The sequence below is a fragment of the Pectobacterium sp. A5351 genome, from assembly GCF_028335745.1.
Lineage (GTDB): Bacteria > Pseudomonadota > Gammaproteobacteria > Enterobacterales > Enterobacteriaceae > Pectobacterium.
On the sequence record NZ_CP116477.1, the window covers coordinates 2,438,540 to 2,451,289 of the forward strand.

The 12,750-nt window shown below is 50.4% G+C and carries 11 protein-coding genes; all 11 read right to left on the reverse strand.

The annotated features are described in order from the left end of the window. Positions 1-182: 182 nt before the first annotated feature. On the reverse strand, positions 183-1,496 hold the full coding sequence (gene pelN, locus O1Q74_RS11365) for a pectate lyase PelN (protein ID WP_271873190.1): 1,314 nt from the start codon (positions 1,494-1,496) through the stop codon (positions 183-185). Between the two features lie 310 nt (positions 1,497-1,806). Continuing rightward, the gene (gene kdsB, locus O1Q74_RS11370) at positions 1,807-2,559 is read right to left on the reverse strand and encodes a 3-deoxy-manno-octulosonate cytidylyltransferase (protein ID WP_271873193.1); all 753 of its coding nucleotides are present in this window, start codon (positions 2,557-2,559) and stop codon (positions 1,807-1,809) included. Beyond that, the gene (locus tag O1Q74_RS11375; protein ID WP_005967647.1) at positions 2,556-2,738 is read right to left on the reverse strand and encodes a Trm112 family protein; all 183 of its coding nucleotides are present in this window, start codon (positions 2,736-2,738) and stop codon (positions 2,556-2,558) included. The genes kdsB and O1Q74_RS11375 overlap by 4 nt, the downstream gene beginning before the upstream one ends. Before the next feature lie 290 nt (positions 2,739-3,028). Next, entirely contained in the window at positions 3,029-4,030 is a 1,002-nt protein-coding gene (lpxK, locus tag O1Q74_RS11380) for a tetraacyldisaccharide 4'-kinase (RefSeq protein WP_271873210.1), read from the reverse strand. After that, positions 4,027-5,775: a lipid A ABC transporter ATP-binding protein/permease MsbA gene (gene msbA, locus O1Q74_RS11385; protein ID WP_271878879.1), complete on the reverse strand. Its 1,749-nt coding sequence runs from the start codon at positions 5,773-5,775 to the stop codon at positions 4,027-4,029. The genes lpxK and msbA overlap by 4 nt, the downstream gene beginning before the upstream one ends. A gap of 37 nt (positions 5,776-5,812) precedes the next feature. Then, on the reverse strand, positions 5,813-8,086 hold the full coding sequence (locus O1Q74_RS11390) for a ComEC family protein (protein WP_271878881.1): 2,274 nt from the start codon (positions 8,084-8,086) through the stop codon (positions 5,813-5,815). A gap of 395 nt (positions 8,087-8,481) precedes the next feature. After that, positions 8,482-8,799 (reverse strand): PTS system regulator TmaR, encoded by a 318-nt coding sequence (gene tmaR / locus O1Q74_RS11395; protein ID WP_180741225.1) that lies wholly within the window; start codon positions 8,797-8,799, stop codon positions 8,482-8,484. A gap of 133 nt (positions 8,800-8,932) precedes the next feature. Next, positions 8,933-9,691, reverse strand: coding sequence for an iron ABC transporter ATP-binding protein (locus tag O1Q74_RS11400; protein ID WP_180741226.1), 759 nt, complete (start codon positions 9,689-9,691; stop codon positions 8,933-8,935). After that, on the reverse strand, positions 9,688-10,695 hold the full coding sequence (locus tag O1Q74_RS11405) for an iron chelate uptake ABC transporter family permease subunit (protein ID WP_442953082.1): 1,008 nt from the start codon (positions 10,693-10,695) through the stop codon (positions 9,688-9,690). The genes O1Q74_RS11400 and O1Q74_RS11405 overlap by 4 nt, the downstream gene beginning before the upstream one ends. Beyond that, positions 10,685-11,644: an ABC transporter permease gene (locus tag O1Q74_RS11410; RefSeq protein ID WP_180741228.1), complete on the reverse strand. Its 960-nt coding sequence runs from the start codon at positions 11,642-11,644 to the stop codon at positions 10,685-10,687. Before O1Q74_RS11410 ends, O1Q74_RS11405 begins: the two co-directional genes overlap by 11 nt. A 21-nt stretch (positions 11,645-11,665) precedes the next feature. Then, a complete protein-coding gene (locus O1Q74_RS11415; RefSeq protein ID WP_271873218.1) occupies positions 11,666-12,616 on the reverse strand; it encodes a siderophore ABC transporter substrate-binding protein in 951 nt (316 codons plus the stop codon). Between the last annotated feature and the right edge of the window lie 134 nt (positions 12,617-12,750).

Sequence of the window (12,750 nt, forward strand, 5' to 3'; positions counted from 1 at the left end):
CCCACCATGATGCGGCGAGCAGAAGACAAATACTTCAACGCAGATCAAATAAAAGGGGATCAATGACAGCAGGGAACACGCCCTGCCGTCATGATTGCAGCACTATTATATAGTAGTACTATCCCCTGCACGATCAGCAGAGGATAGTGTGAGTGGCAGGCTAGTGAATGAATACGCCGCCATTATTCGCGTTCAAAGGCACCCAGATCGGGCGCTGAACCTTTGTAAGGCAGTTTGACATCCCCACCCTTGTTGATCAGCGCGCTACCTGACGCAAGGTGCAAGCTCTTCAGTACCGGCAAGCTGCCATCTGCCTGACGCGGTGCATCCCACCCGGTTACGGAAACGCTCTCGAAATCAGAATCCGATACCGCAATTTTCAGATCCCATGAGTTATAACGCATGTTCGCGCCATCGGAGAACGACAGGTCTTTACCGCCATGAGAAACGTTATTGCGCAGTGTACCCAATGCAATCGCCTTTCCGTTCGCATCAATACCGCGGATATTAAAGTTAGGGTTATTTTTATAGCCGGTGTTGTTAAAGAAATCGTTCGCTACCGGGTGGTGGTTGGCATAAAAACCGGCTGCTTTATTTAAAAATGCAACCGAGTTACGCACGGTATGTTTCACCGCATTTGCCACATAGACACCACCGTAGCCGCCGATTTTAAAACCATTACCATTACCTGCTGCCAGCGACTGCGTCGTCCCCGGTAAATAGCCATGTGACCAGGCCCAGGAATTTTCAATCAGCACCGGAGAATAGGCGTTAATTAAATCGAAGCCATCATCCGAATTTGACCACGCGCGGCATCCCCGAAAAATATTACCTGGCTGATTAGCTGGGATATGCGCACCAAATCCATCTCCACTTTGGCCTGCACCATTGGATGTCAACGGGTCGTAATTATGGTGAGAGTCGCTATTCAATACCAGATTATATCCGCCACGCTGGATAAACAAACCCGTCCCCATAATGTGGTGAATATTTAACTGCTCGAATATATTATTACTGCCCCTGATCCACACCCCCCAAGATTCATGGTTAAGGTTATTACGCTGAGGAACCCCAGTGATTTCCAGACCTTTCAGAGAGATCCAATCTGCAACAACGTTGAAGCCCTTGACGCGGCAATCATCCTGCATCTGGCTGAAATCAAACACGGGCACTTCCCCGCTGTACGCCCAATATTCAATACGTTTACCCTCCGTGCCGCTTTTATTCAGCGTGATCGCGTTCACCACATCGGTACGTGTCGTACAGACATTAAGCCCTTTGGTAAACACGTAGTTACCACCACGAATCCACAGACGATCGCCGGGAATTAAGTTTTTTTGTGCATGGTCGATGGATTTCCAGGGGGCGTTTTTACTGCCGCTATTCGCGTCATTGCCATTGGGTGCCATGTAATAAACCGCCGCGCTGCAGCCCGCAGCTACCCCCATTAACATACCGCCGAGAAAAAATCTTGTGATATAACGTTTAGCACTCATATCGTTACCATCCTTAGTTGAAATAACAAAAACGCCATGCAAAAACATGGCGAATTGATAGTAGCATTTAAATATAAAAATAAAAGTTCCACTCGCTACTCATCAATTCAGAATGAAAATAAATCATCTGCAAAATAAGCGGTGTAGTGCAATTTGAGAATTTTTAAGAATACTTATATAAATAAGTGCTATAGCCTAAATAATTATTAAAAATAATATGTCGTATAAAGAAAAAACGTCATGGAGAAAATCTATTTCGGTAAGGGTAGATTCCCCATGACGTATTCATCGCAGTATAGCGTGATAGATCTTACTGATTCGCTATGAAGTGCCGCACACGGGCCAGATCTTCTGGCGTATCAACGCCGACGCTAGGCACCGCTTTCGCAACCGCAACGTGAATCTTCTCGCCGTACCACAGCACGCGTAGTTGCTCCAGTAATTCGATTTGCTCCAGTTGGCTCGGAGCCCAACTAACATAACGGCGCACAAAACCCGCACGATAGGCATAAATGCCGATATGACGCAGGAAATGATCGCCAATGGTTTCCTTAGACTGAGCAAAACGCTCTCTGTCCCAGGGGATTGTCGCACGGGAAAAATACAGCGCGTATCCCTCGGCGTCGGTCACCACTTTTACTGCATTCGGGTTGAATGCTTCTTCGCTGGTTTCAATCGGCACCGCCAGCGTTGCCATTCCCGCTTTACTGGCAGCGAGGTTTTCCGCTACCTGACGAATGATCACGGAAGGAATGAGTGGTTCATCGCCCTGAACGTTAACGATGATGTCATCGTCGGTAAAACCGTAGCGCTCGATGACTTCAGCCAGACGTTCCGTACCGGAGTTATGATCGGCGCGGGTCAGGCAGACTTCACCGCCGACTTGCTGCACAGCCATTTCAACATCGGGATGGTCTGTGGCGACAATAACGCGCTGCGCCCCCGATTCCAACGCCCGCTCCATCACATGGACGATCATCGGTTTGCCGTTGATGTCCGCCAGCGGCTTACCGGGCAGTCGGCTTGACGCAAAACGCGCAGGAATGATCACGGTAAAGGTCATTGTGTTATCTCATCAGCGCCAAGCTTACGCGCCTCGTTTTCCAGCAGCACGGGGATACCATCACGAACCGGATAGGCCAAACCATCGACCTTGCATATCAGCTCCAGTTTCTCTTTATTAAAATACAGCCGACCATTACAAACAGGACAGGCAACAATCTCAAGTAAACGGTGATCCATGCTTCCTCCATCTTTGGCCGATCGATGACCGGCTGAGGGTGCTGGCAAAGCCCGCTGGACGATGATGATGGGTAGATCGTAAAGACGCTGTAAATACATCCCTGTACGCTCGGATTGCGCCATCCATGGCGCAAACGCTTTACTCTTCTATCTCATCATCACCGCTTTCATTCTGCGAAAAATTTGCCAACGTTATGGGCCAATCTATGACCGACATGTTCTTTCTCGCTATGGCAGCGATCTACTATGGCGATACCTTCAAGAGATATCTAAAACCGTGGTACGGCGATTTACGTTCTGCTACCAGCATGCTGCTTCAGCACATATTCCAATTTTTCAAGCAATTGTGTTCCGTGGGGCTCAGCGAGCACGGCATCGACTGGCAGATACCACCAGTTATCCTGAGCAAACGTCTTACATTTTACGGCATCTTTTTCCGTCATCAGCAGCGGCTGCATTGTATCCTGAGTCAGGGATTCGAGCTGTTCTGGCTGGTACGATTGATGATCGGCAAAAGCAATTTCACGTGCAATGCTGACGCCAGCCTCACGCAGCGTAGCAAAAAAACGCGGGGGATGTCCGATACCCGCCATCGCGACCACATCCTGCAACTGGCTCAGCGGTCGGGACTCACCAGAAAGTAAGTTAATCGCCATACCTGCGGTTAATGTCATGCCTATCTCGTTTGTTCGCGGCGTGCCGCCGTTAACAATGACAGCATCCACCGAGGCCAGACGGCTTTCTCTTTCCCGCATTGGACCTGCGGGCAGCCACCATCCGTTGCCAAAGCGCCGCACTCCATCAATCACAACCAGCTCAATATCTCTTTCCAACGCATAGTGCTGTAACCCATCGTCGGTGATCACCACATCTAGCGTGTGCTGTGCCAATAACGCACTCACAGCATCCCGACGGCAAGGGGCCACCGCAACAGGTGCGCCCGTACGTTGAAAAATCAACACCGGCTCATCGCCAGCCTGCGCCGTCGTCACCGACTCATCCAGCAATAGAGGATAACGTTCAGCTTTCCCACCGTAACCACGTGACACCACGCCGACACGATAACCTCTGCGCTGTAGGTACTCGACAAGCCAAATGACCACCGGAGTCTTTCCATTGCCGCCTGCCGTCAGATTTCCGACAACCACGACAGGAACGGGAGCTCGCCAGCTTTTCCGCCATCCGAGTTGATAGCTCTGGCGGATCAGAAACGTGACGAATCCGTATAGCCACGAAAACGGCAGCAACAGCCAATAAAGCCGCGAGCGACCAGACCAGATACGTTCAATCATTCGCCAAACTGCATTCTGTGTAGCTGCGCATAAGCACCGTTTGCCGCCAGTAATGCAGCATGGTTACCACGCTCAATGATTCTGCCATCTTCAACCACCAGAATCTCATCCGCTTTTTCAATCGTGGAAAGGCGGTGTGCAATCACCAGAGCAGTACGATCTTTTTGCAGTTCGTCTAAGGCTGCTTGGATCGCGCGTTCCGATTCCGTGTCCAGCGCCGACGTAGCTTCATCCAATATCAGGATCGGGCTATCACGCAGCAGCGCGCGAGCAATTGCGATACGCTGCCGCTGCCCACCGGAAAGCATCACGCCATTTTCACCAATCACCGTATCCAAACCATGTTCCATCTTATTGATGAAATCCATCGCATAAGCCATTTTCGCCGCACGTTCAATTTCTTCACGGTTATAATGCTCATTACGAGCATAGGCGATATTGTTAGCTATCGTATCGTTGAACAGATGCACGTTTTGAGAAACCAGTGCAACCTGATTACGTAAGGAAGACAGGCGATATTCGCGTAGATCGTGACCATCAAGCAGAATTTCACCTGATTGAATGTCGTAAAAACGCGTAATCAAACTGGCAATCGTTGATTTACCTGAGCCAGACCGACCAACCAACGCCACCGTTTTACCCACAGGGATATGCAGATTGATATTCTTCAGCGCCAGGTTTTCTCTTCCCGGATAAGCGAAATTCACCTGGCGGAACTCGAGTTCGCCTTTCGCGCGCTCGATCTCGAGTTTGCCCGTATCACGTTCCTGCTCCATGTCCAGAATCGCAAACAACGTCTGGCACGCGGCCATCCCACGCTGGAACTGCGCGTTAACGTTAGTCAGGGATTTTAACGGGCGCATCAGTGCAATCATGGAAGAGAAAACCACCGTGATCGTCCCGGCGGTTAACGTTTCCATCACGCTAGGGAAGCTGGCAGCATACAGCACAAATGCCAACGCCAGCGAAGCGATCAACTGGATAATAGGATCGGAAATCGACGACGCGGACACCATTTTCATACCCTGCTGACGCATCCGGTTGCTGACCTGATCGAAACGCTGGGTTTCAACATCCTGGCCGCCAAACATCAGCACTTCTTTGTGGCCTTTCAACATTTGCTCGGTGCTGGTAGTCACGTGCCCCATGGTGTCCTGCATGTTCTTACTAATATTTCTGAAGCGTTTGGACACCATGCGCATGGCGATCGATACGATCGGCGCAATCACAATCAGAATGATGGACAACTGCCAGCTGTAGTAGAACATCAGAATAAACAGCCCGATAATCGAGGCACCTTCCCTGACAACCGTAATCAACGCGCCAGATGACGAAGCCGCAACCTGCTCCGAATCATAGGTAATACGGGAAAGTAGCGTTCCGGTTGACTGCTGGTCAAAGAACGCGACTGGCATCCCCATAATATGGGAGAACAGACGTCGACGCATATTCATCACCACCTTTCCTGAAACCCAGGCGACGCAGTAGCTCGATACGAAACCTGACGCCCCTCTTACTAACATCAAACCAATGACGACCAGTGGCATCCAGAGCAATACAGAACGTTCCGCTTTACCAAATCCTTCATCCAGTAAGGGCTTAAGCAGTGAAAGCATTAATGTATCGCCGGCTGCGTTAATGATGAGTGCAATTGCAGCAGCAGCAAGCCCTGCCTTAAAAGGAGAGATCATCGGCCATAGGCGGCGAAAGGTCTGCCAGGTGGAGAGATCTTTATCATTCAGCATGTAGTAAACCTGAAGCGGGAAGAAATAGCCGACCATTTTACTCATTATACCGTCCTACGCCAAACCACTGATGATACCAACGAGGCGATATATGATCCCTGAACCGCAGAATGTGCCATGAATCGCTGAAAAAACGTGCACTTAACTGACCAAATGACGCAGTATCAAACCATGAGTAACCATATTGCTGGTATCGTTCGACAATCTTTACTGAAGGCAGCCGCCACGGGTTATAGCGTGCCGCCGAGGCGATAACGAATTCGGCATTCACCGCACGAATGAAGGGAGGGGAGGAGGATGTCTTACTGCCATGATGAGGGATTTGTAACAAATTCGCACGCAGCGCGCTGCCCTCTAACCGAATCAACGCCCTTTCCGCATCCGATTCCAGATCGCCCGTTAATAAAACACGGTGTTTACCATCATCAACGCGGATCACACAGGAGTCGTTGTTTTCCGCTCGTTCAGTGAGCGCTAGCGGCCACAGCACGGTAAACGTGAGATCCTGCCAGCGCCAACGCTCACCCCGTAGACAAGAGCGATGATTCATCGCGTTGGTGGCGCTATATATCGTAGCTTCAGGGTAGGCTGCCTGTAGCGTCTCCAGTCCCCCGACATGATCCATATGGCTGTGGCTTAGGATAATGTTTTCCACGTCGACTCCCCGCCAGCGTAGGTAAGGCAGAATTTCTCGCGTCGCCATATCGCCCCCTTCCCAGCGGTTTCCCGTATCGTACAGCACCGCCTTTCCACGTTGCTCAATCACGATGGCCAAGCCGTGGCCGACATCCAGCATGTCCACACGCCAATCCGGTTCATCGCTCTTTATGCGGAAAGCCAATAAAACCAGAATCAACACGCCAACACTCGTCGGATGGATCCACCACCAACGAAAGCGCCATATGACAACGGCTCCCCACCCCGCGACGCTCCCTAGCAGCAGTGATGCATCAAGATATACCCACCCCGTTTGCAGATACGTCAGCGGTGCGAACACCACACGTAGCGAAACATCCGCCAGCCACCAGAGAATGCCACTCAGCGGCGCGAATGCCATCATGCTCAACGCCAACAAAATAAGCGGCGTCGTCACGAACGACACTAAAGGCACCGCCCATAGATTGGCTGGCAGGGAGGTGATGCTAAAACCGTGGAAAATATGAAGCTGCAAGGGCATCAATAGCAAAGTGATTCCCGTTTGCAGATGGATCCAACGTAGCCAGAACCAGCGGCTCCTTGTCTGTAGCCGATGAGGAAGCGGCACCCATTGAAACCAGAAAATGAGCGATGCCACCGCGAGACAAGATAACCAGAAACTGTCTGACAGCACGCTCAACGGATCGCTCACCAGAATCAGCGCCACGCACCATAGCCAGACCTGCCAGGCTGAGCAGTTAACGCCCCACATTTTCAGGCAGAGCCATACGCTAAGCGCCAGCGCCGAACGTACCGCCGGAGGGTTCCCCCCCGCCAGCCAGACATATCCCCAGGCAACCACGACACTCGCGATCAATGGGAAACGATAGCCAATCCACTGCACGGGAAAGCCATACTGCAACGCCCGTGCCATTCCCCATCCAACCAGCCCCGCAAGCACAATATGCAGACCAGAGATCGCCATCAGGTGCATCGTACCGGTATTCTGAAGGAGCGCCTTGAGCGCTGAGCTAACCGTTTTCATCTCACCAAACGTCAGCGCCAGTAAAATAGAACGCCACGCTAACCCCTGTACCTGCTGTTCCGCCTGTGCGATCGTGCGCTGGCGGAAATCACAGCGGCTGTCAGCGACCTTTGCCGCGAGTATACGACCCGATAACGGTTGTCGTTTGGCTATCGCCCAGCGCTGGCTATCAAAGCCGCCTTCATTTAGTCGACTATGGATAGGACGAAAACTGGCGGTTATCGCCCAGCGTTGGCCGCCGCACCAGCTTTCCATCGCCGATGACAGGGCCAGTTGAGCATATAGCGGTGGGAAGATCCGTTGCTGGTCTATCTCTTCCAGCCGAACCGTAATCCCGTCATCAGCGTGTTCGCTGAACCGTATGCTGCTGATTGTCACGACAGCATTAACCGGATCCTGCGTGAAACGATCGATTTGTAGCAGCAGGGTTTGAGCATTCAACGTAGCCCAACAGAAGCTCACGGCAACAAGGGCGACAAACCGTACCCTTGTGTGACTATATCCGCCCAGCGCCACACAGGTAGATAGCCCAACACCCCACCACAGCAGCGTTGGCGCTGGGAGCTGCGGTAAAAAAAACAGCGGCAGAATACCCAGCACGCTGGCCCACGCCAGACTATTTACCGACATCATCACTTTTACTGATATCGTCCATTACCATGACACAACCTTCCCTCTTTCCCTGTTGTTCGTTCCAGAATGTTGCAATAACTCAAGCTCATGCGACAGAAAGAAAAACTCAGGTAGGAAAATGCCTCGCAAGAAAGTGGCGACATTGCAAAGAATGACATTCGGTTGTGCGAGCTGGATTACAGTTCTCACAGCGTTTGGCATCATCATCAGCGACAAAATCATTAACGACCGCCACCGACGCTCAAACAAGTGGGTAGACAAAAAGGCAGGATGTGGCGTAAAAGCTAAAAGAAAAAGGACCGCAGAAGCGATCCTTTTACAGTAGAAAACAATTTACAGTAGAAAACGGTTTACAGTAGAAAACGGTTTTCCCGTAAAAACGGGACGTTAGGTTATTTAACTTCGCCCATCGCTTTCAGCTTTTTAGACAGATCACGGCGTTCTTTCGACAGATCGGCGTTCTTGATGATGTAGTCATCAACGCGATCTTCATAATCACTGCGCATATTGGCGATGATATTTTGCACGTCCTCAATGGACATACCCGGTTTCAGATATTCGCTCAGGTTGTCCAGCAGCAGAACGCGCTTCTGGTTATCGCGAATTTTCTTTTCGTTGTCGACGATTTCACGCTGAAGTTTATTTTTGCGACGAAACATGCGCACGAATTCCAGCACATCCTGGAAACACGGCTTAGTGTCCTTATCCATCTTTTACCCTTACCTTAAGTCATACATAAATTCTTTATGCATTCACCATACAGGTTATACCCAGCGTCTTTCAAGCAGTGCTTACACCCTTTGCGCAAACGCCCCGCCGAGCGGATAATCTGTCATCAAACCATTAACGATAATATACCGCGATACGCTGATTATGAACCTCTTCAATGGCCACTTCAGTATCGAAAATATCTTCCAGGACGTCGGACACCATAATGTCCTCCGGTTTTCCCGTATAGATAATCTGCCCTTTGCGCATCGCAATAATGTAGTCTGAATAGGCAGAAGCAAAGTTGATGTCGTGGATAACCAGCACGATGGTTTTGCCTAGTTCATCCGCCGCACGGCGGATCTGCTTCATCATCGCCACGGCGTGTTTCATATCCAGATTATTCAGAGGTTCATCCAGCAGCACATATTCCGTGTCCTGACACAGCACCATCGCGACATAAGCACGCTGCCGTTGGCCGCCGGAAAGCTCATCTAAAAAACGATCTTTCAATTCGGTCAGATTGAGAAACGCCAACGCGGCGTTAATACGCTCACGATCGTCAGCGTTCAACCGCCCTTTGGTGTAAGGATAACGGCCAAAACCCACCAGCTCCGCCACCGTCAAGCGGCTGGTAAACTGGTTTTCCTGCCGCAGCACGGACAAACAGGTAGCAAGCTTATCGCTTGGCGTTGTCATCACATCCATGCCATTAACCTTTACCTGTCCGCGATCCGCTTCCAGCAAACGGCTGATGATGGACAACAATGTCGACTTCCCCGCACCGTTCGGGCCGATTATCGACGTGACGCCACCGCGAGGCACTGTCGCCGTGACATTATTTAATACCGTTACGTTATTATACGTTTTGGTTACATTGCCGATCTCAATCACACGGAAACCTTTTTCAGTAGCAACACAATAAACAGCGACCCACCGATAAATTCGAGGACGACAGAGAGCGCACCAGCCATGCCAAGCAGATGCTCCAAAATCAGTTGCCCCCCCACTAATGCGATAATGCCAAGCAAAAACGCCGTTGGGAGAAGAATACGATGTTGGCTGGACCCTGCGATCAGATAGGCTAAATTGGCAACCATGAACCCTAAAAAGGTCAGTGGCCCCACTAATGCCGTCGAAATAGCAACAAGTATGGATACCAATAACAGTACGATGGTGACATGGCGCTTGTAGGCGATCCCAAGATTAATCGCCGTATTTTTCCCTAACGCCAACACATCTAATTGGAAACGCAACCGCCACACGAACAGCGCCACAATCAAGATGATGACCGCTGATAGCACAATTAATTCTGGGGCTGCTCGAGTAAACGTGGCGAACATTCGCCCCTGTAACACGGCGAATTCACTGGGCGTTAAGAGACGTTGCATCAGGCTTGACGCACTGCGAAACAACGTACCGCAAATGATCCCGACCAGCAGAACCAAATGCAGATTGCTGTGACGACCGGTAAACAACCAGCGATAAAGTAACGAGGAGAACAGAACCAACAACAACGCTTCGAAGACAAACTTACCACTGACGCCAACCGCTGAAATACCTTGCACGCCGAAAAAGAACAACACCATCGTTTGCAACAGGACAAACAGCGCCTCAAATCCCATGATTGATGGGGTCAGAATGCGGTTATTGGTCACCGTCTGGAACAATACCGTTGATACACTGGCAGCAAATGCCACCAGTATCATCGTAGATAAAATCTGCCCTCGATGTATCAGGATATAGCGTAGGTTCCCCCCCAGATTGATGGTCATGAACACGACGATTATCGCTAATGCCCCCGCACTCAACCACCATAAACGCCGATAAGGCGCGGCGCTGGGCTCGACTGGCGCTGTTGCAGGGCGGGTATCAACCTTAAATTCATTAACTGACATGGCGTTTCTGACTCAACAACAGGGTAAGGAACACGACAGCACCGATCACACCCAGAATGACGCTCACTGGAATCTCGAACGGGTAACGCACCACACGACCAATGATATCGCATAGCAGCACAAGCCCACCGCCAAGCAAACACACCCAGGGGATAGTTTTCCGCACATTATCGCCGATGATCATGCTAATCAGGTTTGGCACAATCAGTCCCAAAAACGGTAATGCGCCGACGACAACGACGACGACACCGCTTATCACCGCAATGATAGAGAGCCCCAGCAACATAACCTGCCGGTAATTCAGGCCAACATTGACGGAGAACTCCCGCCCCATTCCAGCAACAGTAAAACGGTCTGCCGTCCAACACGCTAATAACGTCAGGATTCCCACCAGCCAGAGCAATTCATATCGGCCTTGTAAAATCCCGGAAAAATCCCCGGCTTCCCAGCTACCGAGCGACTGTAACAAGTCATAATGCATGGCACCGAATGTCGTTACCGCACCGATGACGGCACCAAACATGATCCCGACCAGCGGCACAACCAACGCCGATTTGAGGACAATGCGGCGCAACAGCATCATAAACAGCAGCGTACCAATCATGGCAAACACACTGGCGACAACCATCTTCACCATCAAGGAAGCGGATGGCGCAACCACCATCACCACCAGCAAGCCAAACCCCGCAGACTGCGTTGTACCAGCCAGTGAAGGTTCAACAAAGCGATTCTGTGTCAGCAGTTGCATGATTAGCCCGGCAACGCTCATGGCGCTTCCCGCCAATAACAGCGCCAAGGTACGTGGGACACGACTGATAAAAAAAATGTCACGCATCATCGGGTCGGTCCATACTGCATCCAGCGTAACTTGTCCCGCACCAATAAATAGGCTACAGGTAATCATCCCCAACATGAGGATGATACCTGCCGAAAAATAAAACGCTTTCATTACTGAAGTCACGATGCCGTCTTAAGGTTTCGCATCAAGTGCTTTATTGACATCGTCGATCAGACGCAGATAACTTTGCAACCCACCCGCGATATAAATCGAAGAAGAGTCCAGGTAAACCACGCGATTATTCTGCCAGGCATTGGTTTTATTCACTAATGGGTTATCCAAAACCTGTTTCGCTGATTGACCTTCCTTCTGGTTACCAATCGCGCTGTCACGATCGAAGACGAATAGCCAGTCCGGATTGACACTCAACAACAGTTCAGATGTCACAATATTCCCGTGGCGGCCTGACTCAGGAAACTCTGTCGCGGGTTTAAATCCCAACTCATCGAAAACAAAGCCGAAACGGGATTTCGGGCCATATGCCGACATTTTCCCCCCCGTCACCATCACCAATAATGCAGACCCTGCTTTATCGGCTTTTTCACGCGTTTGAGCGATACGATTTTTAAAATCATTCAGTTTGGCTTTAGCTTCATCCTGCTTGCTAAAAATTTCACCCAGTTGTTCCACTCGCTGCGTAAAGCTGGCCATAAATTGACGATCATCGATATCCAACGCAATCGTTGGTGCGATAGCATTTAATTTGTCATAGGCATCACGAGCGCGACCGCCACCAATAATCAAATCCGGCGCAGCACTGCTGATGGCTTCATAATTAGGCTCAAACAACGTGCCAGCATTCAGGTACTTACTGTCTCGGTATTGCGCGAGAACATCTGGAAATATTTTTGCGTCGCCTTGTGGCACGCCAGCAACATCGATGTTCAGCGCGGTCATCGTATCCAGAATGGCGGTATCAAACACAATGACTTTTTTCGGATTCACGGGAACCTGCGTGACACCTTTTGTATGTTCAATCGCTACAGTTTGTCTTGCCACAGATGTTGAATCAGCCTGATCGCAGCCAGCCACCACTAACGCGGAAGCCAGCAGCGTCATGTTAATCATTGAGGGAAACCGCATTCCTTTCTCCTTATTTCGGCATGAAGCAGCGTGAATAACGTCGCAAAGTATCGAATTTAATTATCATTCGCATTAAAACGAAAATTGTAACCGAATGGACACACTCATGCCTAGCGATTATGTCTACCCTTCTT